This window comes from Pristimantibacillus sp. PTI5, assembly GCF_048572955.1.
Classification (GTDB): Bacteria; Bacillota; Bacilli; order Paenibacillales; family Paenibacillaceae; genus Pristimantibacillus.
Genome location: NZ_CP183886.1, coordinates 5,479,252 through 5,506,010 on the forward strand (window position 1 = coordinate 5,479,252; position 26,759 = coordinate 5,506,010).

Below are 26,759 nucleotides of genomic sequence, written 5' to 3' on the forward strand. Positions count from 1 at the left end.
GAAGGAAGGAGGGATGCACTTGTCTTCCCGTATTATGACTCCATTAGCGGAGAATTGGCATTTCCGGACAGACCCGGACGGAATCGGAATAAAAAAGCAATGGTATTTGAGCAAACTCGAAGACTCAAAGAGGGTAAAGGTGCCGCATACCTGGAATGTAGAGGAAGGACTCGAGGAGTACCGAGGTACGGCTTGGTACTCTTATGACTTGGAAATTCCTGCGGATTGGGACGGGAAAATGCTGCGGCTGCAATTTAATGCGGCCTACCGCGACGCAACCGTCTGGTTAAACGGCATTCAGGCTGGTCAGCATAAGCATTCCGGCTATACCCCGTTTATTATTGATATAACGGATCTTGCCAGGCCGGGCGCCGAAAACTTATTAACGGTGTCTGTCAATAATGAGAATAGCGATGTGGCATTGCCGATCAAAAATAGCTTTGATTGGACGGATGACGGGGGCTTGATTCGCGGGGTTTCATTGATTGTGACGGGTGAAGCCGCTATTGATTACGCTAATGTAAATGCAAAGCCCCTGTTTAAAGAAGCTGGCGCTAATGACAATAGAGGAATTTTGAACGGCCAAATCAAGCTCTGCGAGCGCGGAATTAAGGCAGATAGGCAGGCCGTTTTAAAGGTCACCGTCGAGCATGAGGGTAAGCCAATTGCGCTTGAAGAATATTCGGCATGCGTGTCGGACGGCAAGCTCCACATAAATGACATAATGATCGATCAGGTGAAGTTATGGCACTTTGACCATCCGCACTTGTATGACATTAAGCTTGAACTCATGCTGGACGATAAGAGCTCGGACGAGCTTACGGTCCATATCGGTTTTCGGGAAATCACGACAGACGGAAGCAAGTTGCTGCTCAATAGGGAACCCGTAAGATTGATGGGCGTGGAATGGATGCCGGGCTCTCATCCCGATAAAGGAATGGCGGAAACCGAAGATGATTTGATTCGTTCCTTGAAGCAGATCAAACACGCCAACTGTGTCATTACTCGTTTTCATTGGCAGCAGGACAGCATCTTGCTTGACTGGTGTGACCGCAACGGATTGCTCGTCCAAGAGGAGATTCCGCACTGGCAGCAGCCGGATGAGCCGGATGAAACCCTACTGCCTATATCCATGCAGCACGCGGAGGAAATGGTGGTTAGGCATTACAATCATCCGTGCATTTACGCTTGGGGAATCGGCAATGAAGTGAATGGGCAATCACCCAAAACGGTTGCTTATATGAAAAAATTAAAATCTTTTGTTGAGATTCTTGATAGCAGCAGGTTTATCAATTACGTATCCAATTCGGTTCATTTCGAGCCGTCAAAGGATGCAACCGGCGCAGGCGATCTATTGATGTGGAACGATTATATCGGTACTTGGCATGGAGAGCTGGACGAGACGGCCGTAATCAGCCAAATCCGTACGGCTTATCCAGAGAAGCCGCTTGTGGTCGCGGAGTATGGCTTATGCGAGCCGGCTTTCGAAGGGGGCGATCCGCGACGCATCGGAATTTTGGAGCAGAAAACGGAAGAGTACCGCAAGCATGGCGGTATTGCCGCACTTATCTTTTTCAGTTTGAACGATTACCGCACGCAGATGGGCGAGGAAGGCGACGGCCGGCTGCGCCAGCGCGTGCACGGAACCACGGATCTATACGGGGTACCTAAGCCCTCCTATTGGAAGCTGCGCGAAACCGCTTCTCCGCTTGCATTACAAGTGGAATGGGCAGAGCAAGCCGAAGCTCTCAAGTTGACGTTATTGGTCCGCAGTGATATCCCGTCTTATTCGGTAAAAGGATACCGGATGACACTGGAGCAGGATGGAACTCCTACCGATCTGATCAGGATCGAAATTCCCGATTTGTCAGCAGGAGAGGAGTGGATAACCGAAATTGTTGTATCTGCTGCGGCAAAGACGAAGGGCGTGAAATTTGAAATATTTCGGCCTACGGGGTTTTCGGTCATGAACGGATGCTTGAAACAGAATGAAATAAATCATTTACGGGAGGCCAAGCACAAATGACAGCATATAACATGAAGCTGGATGGATCGAACAAACAAATATTTCCGGGGAAATTAGGAGTGAATCAAGCGCAAAATCCAAAAGGTGAAAGCTTCGGCTTTACAAATTTTTATATGACCTGGGACAACCAGCCGATTGTGCCGGTTGTAGGCGAGTTTCATTTTTCGCGATTCTCTTATCTGCATTGGGAGGAAGAATTGTTAAAAATGAAGGCCGGCGGCGTTAACATTGTTGCGACATATGTGTTTTGGAATTATCACGAGGAGGAAGAGAACGTTTTCCAATGGGGAGAAAGTCGCAATCTGCGACACTTCGTCGATCTGTGCGCCAAGCATGAGCTGCCGCTTATTCTTCGGATCGGACCGTTTTGCCATGGCGAGGTCAGAAACGGCGGCATCCCGGATTGGGTATTTGAGAAGCCGCTGGAGATCCGCTCCAATGACGAGAGGTACCTATTCTACGCCAAACGGCTATACCGTCAAATTGCGAAGCAGGTGAAAGGGTCCTATTTCGCGGAAGGCGGGCCTATCATTGGCGTTCAGCTTGAGAACGAATTTATGCATTGCGGTGCGCCTCTTGATTCTTGGGGATATAAGGCAGGAGTATTCATGTCTAGCGGCAAAGGCGGTAACGAGCATATGGCTGAACTTCGCCGCCTTGCGGAGGAATCGGGAATAAAGCCTGCATTCTTCACGGCAACGGCATGGGGAGGCGCCGCTGTACCAGAGAAAGACACGTTGCCGATGTTGGCAGGCTATGCCTATACCCCTTGGATTCCAAATCAGCCGCCGAGCGGAGAATATATCTATCGGGACTTGCATGTAAAGCCGTCAGAGGCCGTCAACTACGATACGCTCGAATATCCAGTCGCCTATTGCGAGATGGCAGGCGGCATGCAGGTAAGCTATACGGCCAGACCAAATGTAAGCCCGGAGAGCGTAGAGGCAATGACGCTGGTCAAGCTGGCGAGCGGCAGCAATTTGCTGGGCTATTATATGTACCACGGCGGATCCAATGCGGTTGGCAAGCACGGATACTTGAATGAGTACGGTTTGCCGAAAATCACGTACGATTATCAATCTCCTCTCGGCGAATTTGGGAGAGTAGGCAAATCTTATGATCGAATCCGTTCGCTTGCCTTGTTCATGGAAGCTTATGGCCCGATCATCGCACCTATGGGAACAGTGCTTCCCGCAGGTCAATCGGACATTCATCCGGAGGATATCGAATCGCTCCGTTGGTGCGTCCGGCAGAAGGATGGCTCAGGATTCCTATTCTTGAACAATTTTCAGGACCATTTGGAGATGCCTGACCGTGAAGGCGTCAGGATCGAGCTTGACACGCCAAAGGGTAAGGTCTCGTTCCCGCATAGCGGGACGCTCTCACTGAAACAGGGAACCAGTACGGTGCTGCCTTTCCATATCGAAGTAGCCGGCGTCGATATCATCACCGCTACCGTACAGCCGCTAACGGTATTGGACGGCGGCAAGGAACGCGTGCTTGTCTTTTATGCACATGAGGGGCTTGAGCCGGAAATCGTATTTAACCGAAAGAGTGTTGCCAGGGTTTCTCAGCAAGCTGCCGTGATTATAGAGGAACCGAATGCAATGATCGTCAAGCCGCAAGTCGGCATGCAATATGCTCTTGAAGTAACGCTGGCGAATGGTGAAACGGTGCAGGTAATCGTCTTGACGCGTCGGGAAGCACTTCAGGTTTACAAGTTCAGGATCTGGGGAGAAGATCGGTTGTTTATTAGCGGCAGCCGGCTTTATGTAAAAGATGAGCGATTGAACGCTACCTCCGAAGGCGATGCAAGCTGGAGCATTTCCGTCTTACCTGCCTTGTCCGAAGAAACAAGATTGGATCACGGATTATTGACTGAGCGGCAGGAGGGGCTGTTCCAAACCTACCGAATTGAGGTTGAAGCCTACACGCCGGACATTCAAATAACTTATCCTCAAGAACGAAGCGCGCTTGTCGAAATCGATACCCAGTGGCCCAGCCATATTTCGGATGTCTTTCTGCAAGTGGAATATGACGGCGATGTGGCAGCTGCTTATTTGGATAACCGCTTGCTTACGGATCATATTCATTACGGAGAAGCTTGGCCGATCGGCTTGAAACAGTTTAAGGATGACCTTGAGCATCAAGCGATTCATTTGTCCATTACTCCGCTGCGCAAGGGCACGGTTCACACCTTCGTAAATCAGGCGTTGGTTGAACGCTTTGAAGGCATCGAATTGGCTGTATTCCATCACATACGACCTGTTCCTTACTATCGCTCCGCGCTGTTCAGAAAATTCCAATCTTAAAGATTACTTGAATAAGCTAAAAGGGGTTGATCCGATTGTCATCCAAGATGACAAGGTCAACCCCTTTATTTTAGAAACGCATATAAACGGGTTGCGACGACAAACTGATCTCATTTTTTGGAGTGCTCTAGTTTCCGATAGGCGCGGGGCGAGAGGCCTGACAGCATTTTAAACACTTTTCCAAAGTGGGAAAAGTTCTCAAAGCCGCAGTGTTCTGACACCTGAGTTACACTCCAGTCCGTTTCTCGCAAGAGGAGTTCGGCCTCTTTTACCCGGGTGATGTTGATGTACTGGGTAAAGCCGAAGCCGGTGACTTCCTTGAAGACGCGGCACAGGTGGCCCTTGCTAATAAAAAACTGCTTGGCAAGCATGTCCAGATGAAGAGGTTCCTTGTAATGCAGATTAATGTGGCGGATGATTTCGGTTACCTTCCGCTGGATCGGAGTAAGCTCAACCTCCGGCAGAGCTTTGCGTTTCAGAATGTGGCGAGCTGTGAACAGCAGCAATTCAATAGCCATGTTCCGGATATGCAGTTGATACCCTGGAGGGCATTCACTTAGTTCGCTCAGCAGAGAGCCAAGGAGCTCTTCCACATGCATCCGTTCTTTCAGGTTCAGCCTGACGAGCGGTTGGGCTTCGGCAAAGGGGGCCAGCAGTAGATCCCTATCCTCCTGCGAATATTCCTTAAAGAATGATTGAGCAAAATGCAGAACGATCCGTTCATGATTGGGTTCGCTCCGCTCGGACGTTTTGTGAACGGCGTTGGAGTCGATGAGCACCAAATCACCCGCGTGGACAGGGTAAAAGGAGTCTCTGATAAAATAGTTTCTTTCCCCGCGAAACAGATAATAAATTTCATACGCCATATGGTAGTGAGTGTGATTCATTGAATAATGGCCGATTCTCCGGTCGTATTCGATCCACAACGGATCGCTTATTGAGCCTAAGCTAAGCTTGCCAGGGAGTGATTGAACGGTCATGGAGGACTCCTTTCTCATAAACTTCGAACACCTATTATATCAATATATACGGGGTTTAAGGCATATTTGTGCATAATTGCGGAGAAATCATTCCTATTTTCATGATAATCTTGAAGCAAGAGAATCATTTTTGGCACAGGATAATGAAAACTATACTTTTCATCGTGCAGAGTATACGGAGGAATAAATATGCGAAAATTTGAATACGACGAAAACGAAGTAAAAGAGCTTATAGACCGGGTAGTCCGCAGAACAATGAATATGGATTTCACTTGGAACTGGTCCTGCGGTGTGGCTTATTACGGGATTTGCAAAGCGTGGGAAGTGACGGGAAATCAAGAATACATCGATTTTCTGGTCAAATGGGTGGACGAGTACCTGGAGCTCGGACTGCCGCCTATGATGGTCAACGCTTGTGCCATGGGGCATACGATGCTGACCCTGCATGAAGCCACAGGCGACTCCAAGTACCTTGATCTGGCGCTTTTGAAAGCCGAATATTTGCGAAAAGACGCCATCCGATTCGGAGAAGGCGTGTTCCAGCATACGGTATCCTCCGAAAATGACTTTCCTGAGCAGGCTTGGGCGGATACGTTGTTTATGGCCGCCTATTTCCTGCTGCGGCTTGGATTTAAGCTTGACAAAAAGGAATACATTGACGATGCGCTTAATCAATTTTACTGGCATGAAGAATACCTTCAGGACACGAAGACGAATTTGTTCTATCACGCATGGGATAATGTCAAGGAAGATCATTTGTCCGCTATTTACTGGGGCAGAGCCAATGCATGGGCCGCATATACGATGGCGCAGGCCTATAAAATGCTGAATCCCTTTATGCCTATGTGGATGCAGATCGGAGGGGCTCTCGGTGATCAATTAAGCGCTCTGGTCAGGCTGCAATCACCGAATGGACTGTGGCGTACGGTCTTGAATGATGAGACTTCCTATGAAGAAACCTCCGCCTCCGCCGGTATTGCCGCTTCACTGGTAATCTATGCACACCCGCTGCATCAGAATTATATGGCCAAAGCTTATGAAGGCATCTTGGCAAATATTGATGAAGACGGTTCGGTCCGGAATGTATCTGCAGGTACGGCGGTGATGTATTCTGCAGATGACTACAAGGTGATTTCCAAGAAGAGAGTGCAAGGATGGGGCCAAGGATTGACTTTGGCATTTCTGGTAGCTCTGCTTCAAAATAAGGAAGTTGTCAGTAAAATCTAAGTAGGCGACTACGGCTGTTGGTACAAGCAAGCGGCCAAAAAATTTCAACAACGGATGGAGGCATCAATAGATGCCTCTATTTTTCAACCTGCATTTCATGAGCCTCAGATTGAAGACGATTGAAAGGGGATATCGGTATGAGTATGAAATCGCTGAAGGAGAGAGGCCTCGTCATCGATCCGCGAACCAGAGCTTATCTCGAGCCTACGCGTCTTCTGTGGACCACGAATTCTGGAGACGGCTCCGAGGTGATCCATCCGGAAGGACTGCTTTGCTCGAACGGCGGCCAGGTGACGAAAGAAGCGCCAAACGCGTGCATTCTTAGCCATAAAGGGGAAGCGCCGGGCATACTGCTGGACTTCGGAATGGAGTTGCATGGAGGAATCAGGATATCGGTTGTGGAAGGACGCTTCCCGTCGAGGAACGTTCGGGTACGTATCCGATTAGGCGAATCCGCCATGGAAGCGATGAGTGATCTGGGAGGTCCGGGCAATGCGACCAATGACCATGTGGCACGCGACAGTATTGTGGACGTCGGGCTCCTCGGGACAACCGAATTCGGTACGACGGGATTTCGTTTTGCGCGGATCGATCTATTAGATGAAGGCACGCTCGAGCTGCAGAGCGTACAAGCCGTGTTCCTATTCCGGGATATCGAGTACAAGGGTAGTTTTAGAAGCAGCGATTCGCTGCTGAATCAGATATGGGAGACGGGCGCCTATACGGTTCATCTGAATATGCAGGATTATCTGTGGGACGGGATCAAGCGGGACCGGATGGTATGGACCGGAGACATGCATCCCGAAGTCGCTACGATCAGCGCCGTTTTTGGCGAACACGAGATCGTACCGTCCAGTATGGATTTCAAGAGGGATCGTTCCCCGCTGCCCATGTTTATGGACATGCCGACCTACTCGATTTGGTGGCTGCTCGTTCAACATGATTGGTACATGCAGCATGGGAACGAGGGGTATTTGCAGGAACAACGCACATACTTGACGGGGCTGCTTCGCGAGCTGGCGGGGAAAGTAATGCCGGATGGAACGATCGATGTGTATCGACCGTTCTTGGATTGGCCCGCATCATCCAATCCGGCCGGCGTTACGGCCGGTGTTCATGCGCTTTTTGTGCTTGCGATGCAGGCAGGCGCGCGGCTCTGTAGGCTGCTTGGCGAGGATGAGGTCGTCAAGCTCTGCGAGTCTCTCGAACGGCGGCTGCGCGAAATTGCGCCTCATCATGCTTTCAGCAAGCAAGCGGCAGCGCTGCAAGGGCTTGCCGGGCTGTTGGATCTTTCTGAAGCGAACCGCGAGGTCATTGCGCCGAACGCCCCGAAGGGCTATTCGACATTTTATGGTTACTATATGCTCCGTGCCCGCGCTGAAGCCGGTGACATCGCCGGTTGCTTTGACAGTATCCGCACTTATTGGGGAGGCATGTTGGAACTCGGAGCGACGACATTCTGGGAAGACTTCGATATCCATTGGATGGACAATGCCGCAAGAATTGATGAACTGACGCCCCCGGGGAAAATCGATGTGCACGGTACATATGGCGGTTATTGCTACAAAGGATATCGCCATAGTTTATGCCACGGTTGGGCATCCGGGCCTACCGCTTGGCTGTCGGAGTACGTGCTTGGCATTACGCCGGTGGAGCCGGGCTTTCGCAGGGTGAGGATTAGTCCTAATTTACATGATTTGGATTGGGTTGAGGGCCAGTACCCGACGCCGCACGGCATCATACATGTCAGGCACGAAAGGGAGAAAGACGGAAGCGTACGAACGGAATATCAGGTGCCGTCAGGGGTACAGGTGATCGATTAAAATAGTAAAGATCAATTAGGGTCTACCTTCCGGTAGGCCTTTTTATTATGGTTACAACTAGCAAAAGCAACCAATGACAGCGATCGCAACTAATGACAACTCCAGGTTAATGCCATAAGAATGACAGTGGGCTGCCAATCTGATCAAGCAGGGACTATCGACGGCAATCTAAACCCCTGCCTATGATAGAACTACAAATTCAATCACCCAAGCCAATGTGACAAGGAAACGAAAGGATGGTAGCAACATGCAAAAAAGTATCACAACGAGAGTCTCTGCATCATCGGCTGCAATGTCATCGACAATGACGGGCAGACTTGTGCGGAACCGGTGGCTATATTTTATGGTAATCCCCGGCCTATTGTACTTTCTCGTTTTTAAGTATTGGCCGATGTATGGCATCTTCATCGCATTTAAAGACTTTCAGCCGTTTTTAGGCTTCTGGGACAGTCCTTTTGTTGGACTTAAACATTTCGAACGTCTTTTTAGCGATTCGAATTTTCTTGTTCTTTTTCGAAATACGCTTATTCTGGCTGCATACAACATCCTGTTTTTCTTTCCGCTGCCGATTGTGATTGCGCTTATGCTCAACGAGTTGAGACATGAATTCTCTAAGCGCATCGTTCAAACGCTGGTGTACATTCCTCACTTTATGTCATGGGTCGTAGTCGTGGGCATTGCTTATATGTTCCTGACGACGGAAGGCGGCATCGTGAATGAGCTGCTGGTACGTTTCGGTGGAGAAAAGATCAATTTCCTTGTGAGCAACGATTGGTTCCGGACGATCATTACAGCTGAGGTCATGTGGAAGGAAACGGGCTGGGGAACGATTATTTTCCTTGCGGCATTGTCCGGGGTAGACCCGCAGCAATATGAAGCAGCACGAATGGACGGCGCGAACCGGCTTCGCCAGTTGTGGCATATTACGCTGCCGGCCATTCGCAGCACCATCATTATTCTGCTCATCCTTCGTCTTGGGCATTTTCTCGATACGGGCTTTGAACAAATTTTCCTTATGCTCAACGCAATGAACCGGGATGTCGGAGAGGTATTCGACACCTATGTCTACTCCGTCGGAATCAGCCAAGGACAGTACAGCTTCAGTACGGCGGTTGGTCTATTTAAGTCGATCGTCGGTTTGATCCTTGTCGTTGTATCCAATAATTTGGCCAAAAAATTCGGAGAAGAAGGTATCTATTAGGAAAGGAGCGTTGACCACTATGCCGATCAAGCAGAGCTGGGGAAGCCGAATATTCGATAGCTTGAACATCACACTTTTGCTTATATTTGCTTTGATTACCGTAATCCCGTTCATTTATGTCATTGCCGGTTCGTTCGCTACACAGAAAGAATTGCTGCTGCGCGGGTTCATCCTTTTCCCGACAGATTTGTCTTTGGATGCATACAAGTATATTTTCTCTACCCAAACGCTCACCAGAAGTTTGCTGGTCACCATTTACATTACAGTCACAGGCACGTTGATCAACATATTCTTTACCTGCTTAATGGCTTATCCGTTAGCACGCAAAGATATGGATTTCCGTAAGCCGATCTTAATGCTGGTGGTGTTTACGATGCTGTTCAGCGGCGGGATGATTCCGACGTTCCTGGTTGTCAAACAGCTTGGGATGATCGATACCTATTGGTCCTTGCTTATTCCAGGCGCGATCAGTGCCTTCAACTTAATTATTATCAGGAACTTTTTTCAGCAGCTGCCGGACAGCTTGGAGGAATCCGCCAAGATCGACGGCTGCAACGATCTGGGCATCTTTTTAAGAATCGTGCTGCCTCTATCCATGCCCGCCATTGCGACATTCTCGTTGTTTTACGCCGTCGGCCACTGGAATACGTTTTTTAGCGCGGTACTGTATATTAACGACAATACCAAATGGCCGATTCAAGTGCTCTTGAGGCAGATTGTAATCTTGGCTTCGGGCGGAATCGGAGACTCCGCCGCGATGGAAGCGGATTATGTTACTCCGCCGGATCAAGCGGTGAAAATGGCGGTAATTGTGGTATCTACTCTTCCGATCTTGCTTGTATACCCGTTTATGCAGAAGCATTTTGCCAAAGGGGTATTGCTGGGCTCGGTTAAGGGATGAGGATATAATAGATGAATGGAAAAAGGGAGGATTTAAGAATGAACAGAAGACATCAGAAAAGACTTGTTAAAGCCGGCGCCCTGCTCGCCGCAATCGCATTGTCTGTTACCGCCTGCGGAGGGAAGAATCAAGAAAATTCTCCAAGCAGCAATGACTCGGGCACTAATCAAGGAGCGTTTCAATTGACCATGATGCTGCCCACCTACAATCCGGAGCAAATGCCTGCAGACAGCTCGGTTCTAAAAACGCTTGAGGAAAAGACAAATTCGAAACTTACGGTTTCATGGGTGCCTTCTTCAACCTATACAGATAAACTAAGCGCTACCGTTGCATCCGGCGAGCTGCCGAAAACTTTTGTTGCGCTGGAAGCGAAAGCCTCCTTCATTGTCAATGCTGCCCGAACCGGTATGTTCTGGGAGGTCGGACCGTATCTCAAAAACTATCCGAACTTGAGCAAAATGTCGGATCTCGTATTGAATAACATCTCGATCGACGGCAAGATCTACGGTGTTTACCGTGAGCGGGATCTCGCACGATTCGGCATGATGATCCGTCAGGACTGGCTAACGAACCTCGGCATGCAGGCGCCGAAGAGCATAGATGAACTTTATACGGCCTTGAAAGCCTTTACAACGGGAGATCCGGACAAGAACGGCAAACAGGATACGATTGGTCTTGCAGTAGGCATGCAGGGGAATAACATAGCAGGCTTTAAAGACATTCTGGTCTATATGGGAGGCCCTAATGAGTGGGAGCTAAAGGACGGCAAGCTGATTCCGGCCCATATGACGGAAGCTTACCTGGATACAATGAAGTTCTACAAGAAGCTGTATGACGAAAAAATGATTAATCAGGACTTCGCAATCGTCCAGGACGGCCGGTCTGTTATGAATAAAGGCCAAGCAGGGCTCTGGATCGATAATATGCTGGACGGCAAAAATATCGAAGAAAACATTAAGAAGGTCGATCCGGAAGCTAAAATTAACTTAATCAATCGGGTCTCCGGTCCGATGGGCGAAAGAACCCGCGCCGGTGCCGGTTATCTGGGCATGTACATGATTCCGAAAACGAGTGTGAAGACGGAAGCCGAGCTCGAGCAAATTCTCGCTTACTTCGACAAAGTATCCGAGAAGGATATTCAGAATCTGATGAAATATGGCATTGAAGGGAAGCAGTACAAGATTGAGAACGGCAATTATACTCCCAATCCGGATCCGAAGACGAGGGCCGAAATTACAGACGGCAATCAGTTTATGATTTTGCAGGATCAAGTTGTAAACTACGGAACCGAGCTGGATCAGCTCAGTACAAAGCTTTTCAAGGACAATGCTACGTTCGCCTTGGCTAACCCGGCCGCACCATTTATCTCCAATACGGAAATTGAGAAGGGCAAGGAACTCTCAAAAGTCATTGCGGATGCCACAGTGAAATTCATTATGGGCTCGGTTAATGAGGCTGAATGGAATCAAGCGGTTGACCAATGGCTGCAAAGCGGCGGAAGCAAGGTGATTGAGGAAATGAATGCGGAATACGCCAAACAAGCGGGGCAATAAGGATGCCGAAGCTCGTGAAAATGAGATGAAACGCTAGGATCCGCGTCATGGCTTAAAACGGAGTTTTCTTGTACACTTGAAGTACTTATAAGGAAACGATCCAATGGAGGCATTATGAGATTTCGGTCCTCGTCCTATCTATTGAAGCTAATGTTATTGTCTATCTTGATTGGCACCGTACCCGTTATTCTGCTGGGCGCCTTCGCCTATTACAATTCCTCTCGAACCGTACAGGAGAAAGTAGACGAGAGCAATAAGCTGCTTTTGCAGCAAATGCAGATGCGTACCGAACAAACGCTCAGAACCATTGATAATTCGGCAACGCAGCTGCTGCAGTCGCCTGTCGTCACCCGTGTCTTTGAAAAAAATATATCCAATCATGATTTCCAATTGGTGCATGAGCTGTATAAAGGAATATCGTTGATTCAAACCTACGAGCTTGGCATCAAAGATGTGTTCCTGTTCAGCCTGCACAAGAATTGGATGGTTTCGAGCAGCGGGGTTAACGAATACAGCGCCCCGGAGTTCAGGCCGATGCTTGAAGCTTTTGCCCGGAAAGAGGCAGGTTCCTTCTGGACAAGCGGATCGGAGGATCTTCCGAATTCCTATCAGTCCGTTTACTTTGTGAAGAAGTATCCCTTTAACTCTCTTCATCCGACAGGGATCATCTGCGTCGTATTATCGTCCGATGTGATGAAGGAGCTCGATGCGTTTCTAAACGGTGAGTTCGGCAGCGCGTTTATTCTGGATCAAAACGCCAATATTATCGTTCACCGCGACCGTACCCAGCTTGGAAGCAGCATTTTGGATCAGGCCTACCTAGAATCCTTTGTCGAAGCGAAAGATACTTCCGGGCAATATGCCGCCAAGCGGGATGGAGAGGAAGTGACGGTCACCTTTCGGAAATCTTCTTACAACGGCTGGAGCTACGTATCCGTAACCTCCAACGAGCAGGTAACCGAACAGAATAAAGTGATCGGCTGGTTTACTTTACTTGTATGCCTGATCATCCTGCTGGTCACGCTGATTGTTGCCTGGTTCGGATCCAAGAAGATGTACAGTCCGATTCAATCCATCTATTCCGCGCTCACCAGCATTCCTTCTTTGAATGCCAAGGAGAAGTCAAACGGCGAGCTTCAGGTGATCGGAGACCGCGTCGATTATTTGATCAGAAATCAGTCCTTGATCATGAACGAGCTTAAGGGTCAGCAAATACAGCTCAAGGAATTTTTTATGCAAAAATTGTTTAGCGGTACGATCCAGCCTGCGGATTTTGTGGAGAAACTGAGCTTGTACGGATTGGAAAAGCCGTGGCCTTCCATGTGCGTCGTTGCCATTCAAATCGATACGCTGAAGGATACCAGATATGAAGAGGCTAACCGGGATTTGCTCATGTTTGCCATCAGCAATATCGTCGGCGAGCTTGTCCTGTCCGAGCAAAGGCTGGTGCCGATTGTCAAATCGGATTGCCAAGTGACCCTGATCGGCTCTTCGAAAGAGGGGCAGGACTTTAAAGAGCAGATTTTTAACCTGTCCGACGAAATCCAAAAGGCTATATTTCAATACTTGGAGATTAAGGTGAGTATCGGAATCAGCCGTCCCATCAGCTCGTTCGCGGAAACCCAGCAGGCTCTCCATGAAGCAATGACCTCGTTAAAATATAGGATAGGACTGGGACAAGAGTCGATTTTGTTTATAGAGGACGTGCAGCCGCAGAAAAGCAACCTGAACCGGTTTCCGAATGCTGGGGAGCAAGCCTTGTTAGATGCGATTCGGGCCGGGAATTTGGAGCAATCGGAGATGGCTTTGACGCAATTTATCGGAGAGCTGTTCCAGCCCCATGCCCAGCATCGGGACTATCAGTTATCTTTGCTGAGGCTTCTGATCGACCTCCTCAAATTCGGGCAGGAATTGTCTATCCCCATGGACCGGATCACACAGGATGAAGCCTCCTTAATTCAGTCTTTGTTCAAGCTGCGGAATGTACAGGAGATTGAGCATTGGTTCTGGTCCATATTTGTATTTCCTTACATTCAGGAATTAGGCACTCGGAGGGATTCCCAATTCAAGCATATTTCTGAAGCCGTAATCGATATGGTCAAAAGGGAGTTTGATTCAGGGCTCACATTAGAGGAGTGTTCTTCCCGCATCAACTATCACCCTCACTATGTTAGCCGTGTTTTCCGTCAGGAGACTGGCATTAATTTCGGCGAATATTTATCGCAATATCGAATTGACACGGCTAAGAAATGGCTGAAGGAGTCAGATATGAAAGTAGTTGAAATCTCTGAGCGATTGCAGTACAACAACTCCGCTAACTTTATTCGCTCCTTTCGCAAAATGGTAGGCATGACGCCGGGACAATATCGTGAAGAGGGCTAAAGAGGCCTGGATAGTCCGGGCCACTCAAATAGCGTTACAGGCACTTACGCCTGTGGCGCTATTTTGCGTCTCGCGGTTAAGTATGCAGTTATGATAGACTGGATAAAATCCTTCAAAAAATAAGGAAGTGTTAAACAATGAATTTCGAAACGGTTATGCAGGAGCTTGAAGCTCTTGGCAAGGAACGAACCAAGAAAATTTACGTATCCAATGGCGCTCACGAACCTCTTTTTGGTGTAGCTACTGGCGAAATGAAACCCATCGCCAAGAAAATTAAAAAAAATCAACCTTTGGCGGAGCAGCTTTACGCTACGGGAAATTACGACGCCATGTACTTTGCCGGCGTAATTGCAGACCCAAAAGCAATGACTGAAGCTGATTTTGAGCGTTGGATTGATGCGGCTTATTTTTATATGCTTTCCGATTATGTGGTGGCAGTGACCTTGGCAGAAACAGATATTGCACAGGAAGTTGCCGATAAGTGGATTGCAAGCGGCGAAGAGCTGAAAATGTCAGCGGGCTGGAGTTGTTACTGCTGGCTTTTGGGTAATCGACCGGATGTGGAATTTTCGGAAAGCAAGCTTGCCAATATGCTTGAAATCGTGCAAAATACGATTCACGATTCTCCCGAACGAACCAAATACGCTATGAATAATTTTATTTACACGGTGGGGGTGTCCTATTTGCCTCTCCATAATAAGGCGGTCGTGACCGCAATGGCGGTAGGCCCAGTAGAAGTCAACCGGGACAAGCCAAAAAGCAAGTTTCTACTCGCTTCCGAAAATATTCAAAAGACAGTAGATAAAGGGAGAATTGGTTTCAAGCGCAAATATGTAAGGTGTTAAACGATTGCTTCGCCACTAGAATTAAAGACAGCAGCAATTTAATCAGTGCAAAATACGCAGCCTCTGCTCCAGTGAGGCTGCGTTGTGCTATCTATTACTTGAAAAGATATAAGTCACCTGGATTTATTAACAATCAACTGAAAAATAGTTAACGTGGAGGCATTGCATGTATAAATCCAAGCATGTGAGAAATGGTGAGCTAGCCATACATTATTTTGACTCAGTAGACAGCTCTGATCTATCAAAGACAGCATTAGTTGTTTGCCCCGGGTTATCTGAAACTGCCGATGAGTATCTTGATTTACTTGAAGTTGTACAGCCCAGAAGGAGCGTTATCCTTTCATTCCGGGGACGTGGAGAAAGCGGGACACCCAGCTCCGGATATGGCCTCGACGAGCATATCTCTGATATTGAAGCGGTTGTGCAAGATGCCGGACTCGATCAATTCCATTTATACAGTTACTCACGTGGCGTTTCTTATGCATTGGGGTATGCATTAAAGCATAAGTCAAAAGTTAAATCCATTATGGTTGGGGACTATCCGCCAGAGCACAGGGCAATGGATAAAGAGTGGCCGGAAGATTACATAAATAACTATCTCGTTCCATTTAACCGAACTCAGCAAATTAGACCGACAGCTGTCAGAGGGATACAAAGGGAATCGCGGCAAATCGATATTAAAGGAAATTTTGATATACCTGTTTTAGTTGCGCGAGGTCTGCTTGAAGGCTCACTAGTTACGGACTCTGATATTGAGCGTTATAAGAGTATGTGCCCAAAATTAATGATCAAGGAATATCCAGCTTCAGGCCATGGTCTTAAGGGGCAAGACAAAGAAAAATTTTACGGTGATATTGTTGAGTTTATTAACAATCATGTCGGATGAAAAGGAACCGATGTAGAGTGACACTGCATGGTCAAAGGACAAGAACATACATCCATGAAGCTCCGCGCATAGCGCGGCTTTTTTATTTTTGTGATGCCTCATTGAGGACAAGAGCTTCCACTTTTAGGAAAAGTAATTAATTGGAAATACTACCTTGACAGTCATAGTAATGTGTCGTATTATAAAAACATGGAGGTTGATTACATGAGCGAGAACAAAATTACATCCGACCTGCTGCGCGGACATACCGATACGATGATTTTACGGCTCTTATCCGAAGCTGACCGCTACGGCTACGAGATCGTAAAACTGATTGCCGATCGTTCGGACGGCGAGTATGAATTAAAGGAAGCCACGATGTACTCGAGCGTCCGGAGGCTTGAGGCCGACGGTGATATCGAGTGGTATTGGGGCGATGAATCACAGGGTGGTCGGCGTAAATATTTTAGGATTACCGGAAAGGGCAAAGATGCTTACGCCCGCAACAAAAGCAATTGGGAGTACGCGAAGCGCGTGCTTGAAAACTTATTATAAGGAGAGATGATGTTATGAATCAGAAATTGACGAATTATTTGAACGGCGTATTTACGCCATACGATGGAGTAAAAAGCGTCTCCGAATTAAAGGCCGACCTGCACTCCGATTTACAGGAGCGGTTCCGTGAGCTCAAAGCTGAGGGCAAGAACGATGAAACAGCGTTTAAAATGACTATTGAGAGTATCGGCGACATCGAGCAAACGATCCTGGAGGTCGCCAACCTCTCCCGCTCGCTGGAACGTCAGGTGGTGACGAACTTTAGCGGAAGCAACCTGGCGAAAAGCGACTTTGCAGGCGTTACGGCCCACAAAGGACAGTTTAATGGCAGTGCGTTGCACGGTTCCGACTTTTCGGGCGCAGATTTGACCGGCAGTTCGTTTAAGGCCAGCGACGTACGCGAAGCCATTTTTGACGGCGCGAATCTGACGGACTGCAGCCTATCCGCTCTTGACCTGACAAATGCAAGCTTCAATAAGACGATCCTTGTACGAACCAATTTCAGCAAGTCGGGGCTTGACGGAGCCAAATTCACAGGAGTAAGACTGACCGAAGTGACGTTAACGCTGACCGATCTTAGAAGAACGATTTTTGAAGGTTGTTTATTTGATGGGGTTGACTTCAAACATTCTGATCTGAGCGGGCAGTGTTTTGACGGACAGACGTTTATCGGCGTGAAGTTTGACAAAGCGGCATTAACCGAAGCTTCGTTCAAGGGCGCTACATTTAGAAATGTTTCTTTCCAGCCTGGGTTTGCTTTAACGAATAAGTACTATCGTATGATCAAAACCATCTGCTTTGACGGCGCAACGATGGATAAACTGACCTATGCCGCTCTTAAAGGCATGGATGTCGATCTATCTAAGGTTACCGTAATTTAAGGGGGATAATATTATGCCCAACAAATCAATTAAAGTAACAGGGCTCCAAAAGTCCTATAAGGATTTACAGGTTCGTTGCTGATAATTGAAAGCGTAGCGAATGAGATAGCGGAATAAACTGGATGAGCAAATTATGCTCTCCAGTTTTTTTTTGTTTTCGGCAACTAGCATAAATAAAAGCGATAACAACTTAGCAGGATTGCGAGTGTCTTTATTTTTTAATTCCTGGAGTATTCATCAAATTTGGCCTGAATTTCCTTTAAAAACGTATCAGCAGCTGCCGAAAAGACCGGATGCTTTTTCCAAACCATATTTAAGCCAGATTCAAGTCTTGGCTCTAGAGGTTTGAAACAAAGGTTACTATCACTAGACGTATTTACTATTTTATCAAGAGTTATTGCATAACCAATGCCTTCTTCAACCATAATCGCAGCATTATACGCTAGATTGTATGTAGCCACAACGTTTAATTTATCAAAATCACTACCAAACCAATCCGCAAATTCATTTTTAGAAAATGTCTGCTTCATAGCCTGTCGTGAACAGATAAGCGGAACATTGATTAAATCTGCTGGTTGAATGGAATCTTTGAAAGCAAGAGGACTGTCTTTCCTCATAACAACGCCCCAAACATCTTTAGCCGGGATATTAATATAATTGTATTTTGAGACGGCTGCTGGTTGAATTAAAATACCAAAGTCAAGGAGTCCCTTTTCAAGCCGTTCAGTCACATCATCTTCGTTTCCGCTGTAGAGGTGATACCGTATATTTGGATAGCTTAACTGTAAGTCTTTTACTACGCGGGCAATATGTTTCATGGCGTCTGTTTCCCCACCGCCGATATAGACATCCCCACTTACTGTTTCTTCCATGGATTTGAACTCTGCATCTAATTTATCGACCATATCAACGATTTCTTCTGCTCTCTTTCTTAAGAGCATTCCTTCATCTGTAAGTAGGATACTGTGGCTGCTGCGAACAAATAGTTTTTTTCCCAAAGCTTGTTCAAGATCTTTCAATTGTCTAGACAAGGTTGGCTGTGTAAGGTGCAAAAAATCAGCCGCCGCCGTAATGCTGCCTTCTCTTGCAACAGTAAGAAAATAACGCAAAACTCTAATTTCCATTAAAGGCAGTCCTCCTTTGTTCATACTATACAAGTTTAAGAAATGCTCATCAAGCATATCTTGATATAAGATATAGGTATTTGTTATGTTGAAAAAGCGCGCTAAAATAAATATAAACAGTAATTATGTTAATTGAAAAGCTGAAGGGAATGATGAAAATGGATAAGAAAATGGTTTGGTTTGTCACAGGTGCCGGTCGAGGTATGGGCGCAAATATCGCGAGAGCTGCTTTGAGCGCCGGACACAGAGTAGTGGCTACCGGCCGTAATACAGATGCGGTGGCAAAAGCGATCGGTGAAGATGAGAATGTATTCGTTGTCCAATTGGACGTTACCCGTCCTGATGATGCACAATCCGCAGTTATGACTGCTGTCGACCGGTTCGGCACTATCGATGTGCTGGTCAATAATGCCGCACACTTCTATGGGGGCTTCTTCGAGGAATTGACCTCTGACCAAATCGAGCGTCAGCTGCAGGTGGCGTTGCTCGGCCCTATGAACGTTACCCGGGCTGTTTTGCCCGTCATGCGCAAGCAGCGTTCCGGTCATATCATTTCGATCTCCTCAGGTGCAGGCATTTCTGGATTCGAGTTTAATTCCGCCTATTCTGCCTCGAAATTTGCGCTTGAGGGGTGGATGGAGTCGTTGGCTCCTGAGGCAGCAACTTTTGGCATTCATACGACCATTGTGAACCCGGGCTTTTTCCGTACGGAATTTCTTACGGAGACGTCGTCGACTTACGCTAAGCTGTCCGTCGAGGACTATGCAGAACGCAGAGCTAGTTACATGGCATTTTTTAATGAACAGAATGGGCAACAATCCGGTGATCCGAACAAGCTTGCCAAGGCACTCCTCATGATTGCAAGCGAATCGCAACCACCGCGGCGCTTCATCGCAGGCGCCGACGCGATAGGCATTGCAGAGCAGAAAATTTTCGACCTCCAGACGCAGATCAATGCCTACCGTGATCTCTCGACATCCATGGCATATGACGACTAAACGAAATCAGTTGCTTGTCTATATTTTAACCTTGGGTGTATTTAGTATCTTGAATACCGAGATGGGCGTAATCGGAATTTTGCCTCTGATAGCGGACCACTTTCATGTCAGCATCTCCACCGCAGGGTTAATCGTGAGTCTTTTTGCGCTTGCAGTTGCCGTCTCTGGCCCAATATTGCCTTCATTGTTTTCGGGCATGAACCGCAAGAAATTGATGCTGCTTGTGCTTGGCATATTTATAGCAGGCAATCTTGTCTCCGCTATCACAACAGACTTTATGGTGTTATTGATTGCACGTGTCATTCCGGCTTTTTTCCATCCTGTTTATTGTTCATTGGCATTTACCGTCGCAGCTTCGTCCGTCAGCAAGGATGACGCTTCGAAGGCAGTAGCCAAAGTATTCGTTGGTGTGTCTGCAGGGATGGTGCTTGGCGTACCTGTCTCAAGTTTGATTGCAACCGCCACTTCGCTTGCTCATGCGATGTTGTTCTTTGCTGCCGTAACGACAGTCGCATTCATCGCCACACTCCTGTTTGTACCATCGATGCCTGTTAAGACAAGGGTCTCTTATGGTACTCAGATACTCGTATTAAGAAGATCCATGACCTGGCTTTCCATTGCCGCAGTGATCTTTATGAACGGAGCCGTATTCGGGGTGTACAGCTACCTTTCCGAATATCTGAAAACCGTGACCAATTATGCCTGGAACACAATCAGTTTGATGCTATTCCTATACGGTGCGGCCAACATGGTTGGAAATATGATTGCAGGGAAGCTGCTTACAAAACATGCATTAAGAACAGTAATGTTTTATCCATATGCATTGGGAGCAGTTTACATCATGCTTTTCATCATGGGACAGTTCAGTGTGCCAATGGCCTGTATTATTTTGATTTGGGGAGTATTGGGTGGCATAGGAGGCAACATTACTCAATATTGGATTGTGTCTGCAGCGCCAGAGGCTCCTGAATTCGCGAATGGACTCTTTCTAACATCCGCCAACTTGGGCACAACGATTGGAGCGAGTGTATGCGGACTATTCATATCAGGATTAAGTACGCAATACGTCGTACTTGGGGGAATCCTGTTCCTCCTATTAAGCATCGCTGCAGTTTATCCAAGGATTTCTAACTACAGCAATTACCATAACCATTCAAAAATGAATTAGGAGGATAACATCAAGATGAGAAAAGTGTTAACGTTGCTTCTCGCATTGGTGATGGCCTTCGCACTTTCAGCTTGTGGCGGTAAAGATGAGTCCAGCTCCAACAAAAATGATAATGCAACCATTAACAGGACCACTATTCAAGCAGGTACGACTGATGGAACGAATGACCCGGTTGGCCAACCTTCTGCATCACCGACTGTAGATCATGACGGTTCGCCGGATGTAAGGATCAAATTGATATTTGATAATGAGGAATACATTGTAAAAATGTATGATAATCCGACAAGCCAGGATTTTTTGTCAACGCTCCCGTTGACACTCACATTTAAGGAGTATGGCGGCTTCGGAAAATTGAGCATTTTGGATAAAGGATTGATTACGGAAGATGCACCGTCAGGAAGCGATCCAGAAGTTGGAGATATCGGTTATTACGCTCCATGGAAAGATGTGAACATGTATTATACAGACTGGAATTATTCGAGCGGACTTATTAAATTAGGGAGGATCGAATCCGGCCTCGAAGAGTTTACAAAAAAGCTTAAAGCTATGCATGATGATTTTACGGTGAACATTCAAAAAATGAACTAAATGACTTCCTTAAATCTTTTAAAGTTAGTGATGAATGTCGTCTCGAAACTAATATTAAGTATCGCAGCGATTTATTCCAAGATGTTTCATGTACAGTCGATTGGAGGTTTCCAATAATGCAAGATAAGCAGGTAGCACTTGTCACAGGGGCAAATCGGGGAATCGGATATGAATTGGTTAAACAATTGGCTTCAATGGGGTTCAAGGTCATTTTGACTAGCAGGGATCCAAGTAAGGGTTCTGAATCGGCGGAACAACTTGCCGAGACTGGATTGGATGTTTCTTCCGTCGTCATGGATGTCACAGATCAAGAGAGCATCCGTCTAGCAGCAATGACCATTACCGAGACCTTTGGCCGATTGGATGTATTGATAAACAACGCAGGCGTATATTTGGATGAGAATGCTAGGTTATTAACCATGGATCCTGCGATTCTAGAGAAAACGATGTCCACAAATTTCTTCGGCGTCTACCTGTTATGCGCACATTTATTCCACTCATGGAAAAGCGGGGATATGGAAGAATTATTAATGTTTCCTCGGAATATGGAGCCATGAGTGCCATGTCGTCCGAAGGCGCAGGAGCGTACAAGATCTCCAAACTTGCAATGAATGCATTGACCCGACTGACAGCAGCAGAACTAAGAGGAGATATCAAAATTTTTGCAGTCGATCCGGGCTGGGTAAGCTCGGATATGGGAGGACCCGCTGCTCCGAGAACTCCGAAACGTGCTGCCGATCTGATCCTCCAATTAGCGATGAAGGGTTCGGAAGGAACTCGTGGCGGGTTCTTCAGGGATGGCAACCAATCGATTGGTGAAAATAAAGCCATCGTATATTTCACCAAACTTCTTTTAAGATAATTAACACTTTTGAGTAAACCGTTGATATATCAACAAAGTCCGCTGTTTTAACCATTGAATGAACGCTTGATAAGCATATAATAATAGACATGAGTTGATTAAACTGCTTTAACCGTTTAATCACTTCTTGTCTAGTTTAGTTAATTGATCGGGGATATTGCACCAAAACTTGTACAACTTAAGGATGATATCCTGTTTGACGATGTATGGTAACGCAGTGAGCTGTCTCCTCGTGAACGCAGCCTGATTACAGTAGCTTCTCTAATAACAAGCGGGAATACGCAGCAACAGGGCTTCCATCTAAATAAAGCGAAGGAAAATGGTCTTACAGAAGAAGAGCTGATTGAGGTAATCACAAATTTGGCCTTTTACGCTGGTTGGCCCAAAGCTTTGTCTGTCGTAATGGTAGCAAAAGAAAGTTTTTGAAGGGATGGAAAAACGAAATGGCAATTGAAAACAAAGTGGTTGTAATTACAGGAGCAAGTTCAGGAATTGGGGAAGCTACAGCTAAGCTATTAGCTCAGAAAGGCGCAAAAGTTGTACTTGGTTCAAGACGTGAAGAGCGTTTAGTAAAATTAGTTGAAGAAATCAATTCGAATGGTGGTCAAGCAGCGTATCGCGTCACAGATGTTGTTAATCCAGATGATAATCAGCAGCTTGTTCAACTAGCTAAAGACACTTTTGGTGGTGTCGATGTAATCTTCTTGAACGCTGGACTAATGCCTAATTCACCGCTTTCCGCATTAAAAACTGACGATTGGAACAGTATGATTGATGTTAATATTAAAGGTGTATTGAATGGTATCGCCGCAGTATTGCCTACATTTACAGCAAAAGTCTGGACATATCATCACTACTTCATCAGTAGCTGGGCTTAAAGCTTATCCAGGCGGAGCGGTTTATGGCGCAACAAAGTGGGCTGTTCGTGATTTAATGGAAGTTTTGCGTATGGAATCTGCACAAGAAGGTACTAACATCCGGACAGCAACTATTTATCCAGCAGCGATCAACACGGAATTGTTGGATACGATTACTGATAAGAATATATCAAAAGGTATGACTGCGTTGTACGAACAATATGGTATTTCACCTGATCGAATTGCCAATGTTGTTGCATTCGCGATTGATCAGCCAGAAGATACGAACGTTAATGAGTTTACAATTGGACCAACAAGTCAACCTTGGTAATATTTAAAAGATATGATGAAAGCATAGGCTGTCGAGAAGATTCGACAGCCTTTTTGCGCTTTTTGTGTAAGGTCGGTTCAGAAATTAGAGGAGGAAAAAATTTATGTCGTTAGAAATTTTACAAGCAAAATTAGAATTAAGAGAATTAGTTGATGCTTTTTCAAATTTGGGAGATGAAAAAAGGCTTTCAGAACAAATGCTTTTATTTACGCCTGATACTAGATATATGGTTTACTTCGGTGGCCAATTGGTGTCTGATGTTTCTGGAACAAAACAATTAGAAGAGGAGTTCACTAGTCACGCTTCTATTGTAAAACGCTATTTCTCCATTAACGCACAACACATTGTGAAAGTGGATGGCGATACTGCAACAGGCGTTTCGTACTCTCAAATGAAAATGGTGAGAGAAGAAGAGGGCAAAGAAGTTATCACAGATTATAGTGTTAAATATGATGATATATATGTACGTCAAAACGGAACTTGGTTAATAAAGGAACGTACTGCTCACTTTTCAATTATAGAAGCAAGAATATTGCAAGGCTAATTTGATTAATACTTGGAAAAACATAGCTTAAAGAAACAAAGTGATTATCTCTGGTCGGCATAAAGAGCGTCTGGAGGAGACGATTAAAGCGAATCCCAGATTTAAATGTCTTATTTAACAACGCCGGCATCATGATGACAGATAACCCGGCGGGCGTGATAGACGAAGATGTTTGGTTTGATAAAACGATACTTGATAATTTCGAGTTAAGCTAACAGGACACGTTAGTATAAAAGGACGCCCAAGGGCCGGTGAACCCAAGGGCGTTTTGTGTTTTGATAACGAGCGATTTAGCATATTTCGTTTTCTTTATGTTTATCGGAATTCTCAATGTTAGTCGGGTTCATTGACACGGCACGTATTGTGACATCTGGGTGTCTGTTCCTAATTTGTTTTTTTGCATCAGAAATACTTGAAGCCATGACATACTCATAATAAGTTACACCGTTTACTGGATCTTGATACTCGACAGTAAATTCATGTTGATCATCCATTTTCGTATCCTGCCTTTCATGAAGCGTTTGTAATTACTTTGTCTACCAGCCCGTATGAAGAGCCCCTTCACTCAGTAATCGACCCGATATTTTTCCTCTAGGAATGAGAACTTGTTGCTTTTAACAAACGTGTTTTGGCGAATATTCACGCATTCAGTGGTCTCTAATGTCTCACGAGGGGATGTATTTCTTAATTCTTTAAGCCGATCAACAACTTCTTCGTCAATTGACACGGCTTCGATTTCCTCGCCGTTAACGAACGTAACGGGAATGTTGTGAGACATTTCGATCTGCTTTCTACCATCTGAGTAAACTAGACTTACTGTAATGATTCGTTCTCCGCATTCAATTGCGTCCTCTGTATAGATTTCCAACAGTACATCTTGGCCCTTTGACAGATCCGGCATGATGGATTCGTTCTCAGCGTGACCGTTGAGATTCGGTAAGCGATGTACTCCTTCTGGCAGTTGCACGTTTAATTGCAATTCTTTGTAGCCCAAAAGATCATCGGACAACAGAATCCAAAGGTGGTTCAATCCTTCTTCATTTTCCATGATGGATTTCGCTAACCTAGTTTCCAAGATCATTTTTGTTCTCCTCTTAGAAGCATTGACACAGAATCAATAACTTTTTGCTTAACCTCTGCTGAGATTCGAGGACTTAAGGAGATGACGACATCCTCCGTGATTTGATGTGTTTCGTTTTCGAGCAGTCTATTGGGCTGATAAAGATGCAACTGATTGCCGATTTTCTCAATTTCCTCAATAGACAGGGATTTTAACTTCTCTTGGATAACTCCTAATGTTTCACCTGTTCTTGTCAGTGTGATAATAGCTCTTAGGTACTGTAGATGTTTGTTTGTGTACACACGTTTATTACCGGATAATTCGAGCGAAGGGATCATTCCGATTTGGGTATAGTAGCGTACTGTTCTTAGGTTCATCCGGGGGTCATCTTTCTGAATAATGTCAGCAACCTGTTTTGCGGTATAAGTTTCCATGTTTCCTCCTGGATTACATTTTACTGACTAACATACAGCTAGGTGTACTGGTTACAGTTTACTGTAACGTATTGTGAATAGTCAAGATTTCCAAACAAAAGACGCCCAATGGCGGTGAAGCCAAGGGCGTTTTGCATTTATTACTTGTCGTTCGTAATAGTAAAGTAGGGAACTGGTTAAAAACGTCTAACATTTAAGCCATATTACTATCCATAACTGAACCACTGAAATGAAGCTCGGTTACTGTCGGGTCGTTGAAGTCGGTAATCGGCGCAGGACCACCGTCATCACCCGAAACAATAAATCCATTAGCCACGCCGGCTGCTCCGGTTAAATAGTAATTGTGTGTTCTACCTGAAATTGCCGAATCCGTGCATGAAAATGAGGTTGTGGCCGTACTGGTCATCGTTGTACCAGCAGGCGCATCGAATGAGATTTGCGTTAGATTCCGAGTATCCACGACTGTACAGAGACGTGTTCCGGTAAAAGGGGCATCACGCCAAATGCTAAATTGCATTTGTTGTGAAATAACTGTGATTTCAGGGCCAGCTTCGGGGATGGTAACGCTAAAATTCCAAACGATTGTCGCTCTTAACTCTGCGCGGTCATCCGAATCAATACGACTCAAGGTTATGAACGATGAGCTTATAGGAATTTCCGGACCGAACGCAGCGGGCGGGGTTGGGAGCGTAAACGTGGCAATAGCAGGACCGCCAGGCACCATTGGGTTAGGAATCTCTAAAAAATCGTACCATTTGAGCAAACGTCTCGGTATCGGTCTGCGTCTAATTTTCTTCTTTGTTTTTTTACTGACGATAAACACGTTAGATTGGAAAGAGTTAATAATCTTTGCTTCTTTTTTACAACTTTTTATCTTTCGACGCGGTTTGACACAAACCAATAAAAGCACCTCCAAATGGATTTGTGTATACTATGTCGGGTTTCTATTAAGGGGATGTATTACTGTCCTATGACTACTAAAATTGGGTTGCTATTAGTAGTTTTTAAAATAACCCATTCGAATAACCAAATCGATTGGTAAACATCTAACTTTGATTATTTCGATAATTTGTTATTGATTTTACATAACTGGTAATTCGATGTGGGAAGTTTATGTGAATGCCAACAATAGATGAATGGATAAATCGATAACAATGTAGTTGATACAAAGTTATCAGGAGGTGACAAGAAAAATTAATGTCGGTGAAAAGGAATACTTTTTATGTTGCATTATCCAGATTT

22 protein-coding genes and 2 pseudogenes are annotated in these 26,759 nt (G+C 45.9%); 19 read left to right on the forward strand and 5 right to left on the reverse strand.

Features of this window, described 5'->3' with window-relative positions; genetic code table 11:
• Nucleotides 1-19: 19 nt before the first annotated feature.
• A complete protein-coding gene (locus ACN6MW_RS24325; RefSeq protein WP_419872449.1) occupies nt 20-2,026 on the forward strand; it encodes a glycoside hydrolase family 2 protein in 2,007 nt (668 codons plus the stop codon).
• Entirely contained in the window at nt 2,023-4,338 is a 2,316-nt protein-coding gene (locus ACN6MW_RS24330) for a beta-galactosidase (protein ID WP_419872450.1), read from the forward strand. Before ACN6MW_RS24325 ends, ACN6MW_RS24330 begins: the two co-directional genes overlap by 4 nt.
• A gap of 110 nt (nt 4,339-4,448) precedes the next feature.
• On the opposite strand, the gene ACN6MW_RS24335 is transcribed toward ACN6MW_RS24330, so the two are convergent.
• Nucleotides 4,449-5,318, reverse strand: coding sequence for an AraC family transcriptional regulator (locus tag ACN6MW_RS24335; protein WP_419872451.1), 870 nt, complete (start codon nt 5,316-5,318; stop codon nt 4,449-4,451).
• Nucleotides 5,319-5,507: 189 nt separating this feature from the next.
• Here ACN6MW_RS24335 and ACN6MW_RS24340 point away from each other — a divergent pair, with 189 nt between their 5' ends.
• The 10 genes from ACN6MW_RS24340 (at nt 5,508) to ACN6MW_RS24385 (ending at nt 17,551) form a co-directional block, all read left to right on the forward strand.
• Complete coding sequence (locus tag ACN6MW_RS24340) at nt 5,508-6,545, forward strand: glycoside hydrolase family 88/105 protein (RefSeq protein WP_419872452.1); 1,038 nt, start codon at nt 5,508-5,510, stop codon at nt 6,543-6,545.
• 137 nt (nt 6,546-6,682) lie between these two features.
• A complete protein-coding gene (locus ACN6MW_RS24345; RefSeq protein ID WP_419872453.1) occupies nt 6,683-8,368 on the forward strand; it encodes an alpha-L-rhamnosidase C-terminal domain-containing protein in 1,686 nt (561 codons plus the stop codon).
• Nucleotides 8,369-8,660: 292 nt separating this feature from the next.
• Nucleotides 8,661-9,569 carry an ABC transporter permease gene (locus tag ACN6MW_RS24350; protein ID WP_419876433.1) on the forward strand — a complete coding sequence of 303 codons (909 nt, stop codon included), beginning with the start codon at nt 8,661-8,663 and terminating at the stop codon, nt 9,567-9,569.
• A 19-nt stretch (nt 9,570-9,588) separates the two neighbouring features.
• The gene (locus ACN6MW_RS24355; protein ID WP_419872454.1) at nt 9,589-10,470 is read left to right on the forward strand and encodes a carbohydrate ABC transporter permease; all 882 of its coding nucleotides are present in this window, start codon (nt 9,589-9,591) and stop codon (nt 10,468-10,470) included.
• A gap of 38 nt (nt 10,471-10,508) precedes the next feature.
• Nucleotides 10,509-12,023 carry an extracellular solute-binding protein gene (locus ACN6MW_RS24360; protein WP_419872455.1) on the forward strand — a complete coding sequence of 505 codons (1,515 nt, stop codon included), beginning with the start codon at nt 10,509-10,511 and terminating at the stop codon, nt 12,021-12,023.
• Between the two features lie 114 nt (nt 12,024-12,137).
• The gene (locus ACN6MW_RS24365; protein ID WP_419872456.1) at nt 12,138-14,405 is read left to right on the forward strand and encodes a helix-turn-helix domain-containing protein; all 2,268 of its coding nucleotides are present in this window, start codon (nt 12,138-12,140) and stop codon (nt 14,403-14,405) included.
• Between the two features lie 137 nt (nt 14,406-14,542).
• The gene (locus ACN6MW_RS24370; RefSeq protein WP_419872457.1) at nt 14,543-15,250 is read left to right on the forward strand and encodes a DNA alkylation repair protein; all 708 of its coding nucleotides are present in this window, start codon (nt 14,543-14,545) and stop codon (nt 15,248-15,250) included.
• Nucleotides 15,251-15,416: 166 nt separating this feature from the next.
• Complete coding sequence (locus ACN6MW_RS24375; protein WP_419872458.1) at nt 15,417-16,136, forward strand: alpha/beta fold hydrolase; 720 nt, start codon at nt 15,417-15,419, stop codon at nt 16,134-16,136.
• 204 nt (nt 16,137-16,340) lie between these two features.
• The gene (locus ACN6MW_RS24380) at nt 16,341-16,670 is read left to right on the forward strand and encodes a PadR family transcriptional regulator (RefSeq protein WP_419872459.1); all 330 of its coding nucleotides are present in this window, start codon (nt 16,341-16,343) and stop codon (nt 16,668-16,670) included.
• 14 nt (nt 16,671-16,684) lie between these two features.
• On the forward strand, nt 16,685-17,551 hold the full coding sequence (locus ACN6MW_RS24385; protein WP_419872460.1) for a pentapeptide repeat-containing protein: 867 nt from the start codon (nt 16,685-16,687) through the stop codon (nt 17,549-17,551).
• A gap of 218 nt (nt 17,552-17,769) precedes the next feature.
• Here ACN6MW_RS24385 and ACN6MW_RS24390 read toward each other — a convergent pair whose 3' ends face one another.
• Entirely contained in the window at nt 17,770-18,675 is a 906-nt protein-coding gene (locus ACN6MW_RS24390; RefSeq protein WP_419872461.1) for a LysR family transcriptional regulator, read from the reverse strand.
• Between the two features lie 203 nt (nt 18,676-18,878).
• Between ACN6MW_RS24390 and ACN6MW_RS24395 the strand changes: the two genes are divergently transcribed.
• The 7 genes and pseudogenes from ACN6MW_RS24395 to ACN6MW_RS24425 all read left to right on the forward strand — a co-directional run bounded on the left by ACN6MW_RS24395 (nt 18,879) and on the right by ACN6MW_RS24425 (nt 24,023).
• Nucleotides 18,879-19,673, forward strand: coding sequence for an SDR family NAD(P)-dependent oxidoreductase (locus ACN6MW_RS24395; RefSeq protein WP_419872462.1), 795 nt, complete (start codon nt 18,879-18,881; stop codon nt 19,671-19,673).
• Complete coding sequence (locus ACN6MW_RS24400; RefSeq protein WP_419872463.1) at nt 19,663-20,841, forward strand: MFS transporter; 1,179 nt, start codon at nt 19,663-19,665, stop codon at nt 20,839-20,841. Before ACN6MW_RS24395 ends, ACN6MW_RS24400 begins: the two co-directional genes overlap by 11 nt.
• 15 nt (nt 20,842-20,856) lie before the next feature.
• A complete protein-coding gene (locus ACN6MW_RS24405) occupies nt 20,857-21,429 on the forward strand; it encodes a cyclophilin-like fold protein (protein WP_419872464.1) in 573 nt (190 codons plus the stop codon).
• A 116-nt stretch (nt 21,430-21,545) separates the two neighbouring features.
• Nucleotides 21,546-22,291, forward strand: a pseudogene (locus tag ACN6MW_RS24410) (SDR family oxidoreductase).
• Nucleotides 22,292-22,555: 264 nt separating this feature from the next.
• Nucleotides 22,556-22,717: a carboxymuconolactone decarboxylase family protein gene (locus ACN6MW_RS24415; RefSeq protein ID WP_419876434.1), complete on the forward strand. Its 162-nt coding sequence runs from the start codon at nt 22,556-22,558 to the stop codon at nt 22,715-22,717.
• Nucleotides 22,718-22,734: 17 nt separating this feature from the next.
• Nucleotides 22,735-23,479: pseudogene (locus tag ACN6MW_RS24420) on the forward strand (SDR family oxidoreductase).
• Nucleotides 23,480-23,582: 103 nt separating this feature from the next.
• Nucleotides 23,583-24,023 carry a nuclear transport factor 2 family protein gene (locus ACN6MW_RS24425; protein ID WP_419872465.1) on the forward strand — a complete coding sequence of 147 codons (441 nt, stop codon included), beginning with the start codon at nt 23,583-23,585 and terminating at the stop codon, nt 24,021-24,023.
• 565 nt (nt 24,024-24,588) lie between these two features.
• On the opposite strand, the gene ACN6MW_RS24430 is transcribed toward ACN6MW_RS24425, so the two are convergent.
• The 3 genes from ACN6MW_RS24430 to ACN6MW_RS24440 form a co-directional block, all read right to left on the reverse strand.
• Entirely contained in the window at nt 24,589-25,104 is a 516-nt protein-coding gene (locus ACN6MW_RS24430; RefSeq protein ID WP_419872466.1) for a hypothetical protein, read from the reverse strand.
• Nucleotides 25,101-25,517 carry a MerR family transcriptional regulator gene (locus ACN6MW_RS24435; RefSeq protein ID WP_364142227.1) on the reverse strand — a complete coding sequence of 139 codons (417 nt, stop codon included), beginning with the start codon at nt 25,515-25,517 and terminating at the stop codon, nt 25,101-25,103. The genes ACN6MW_RS24430 and ACN6MW_RS24435 overlap by 4 nt, the downstream gene beginning before the upstream one ends.
• A 193-nt stretch (nt 25,518-25,710) precedes the next feature.
• The gene (locus tag ACN6MW_RS24440; protein ID WP_419872467.1) at nt 25,711-26,418 is read right to left on the reverse strand and encodes a hypothetical protein; all 708 of its coding nucleotides are present in this window, start codon (nt 26,416-26,418) and stop codon (nt 25,711-25,713) included.
• Nucleotides 26,419-26,759: the final 341 nt, after the last annotated feature.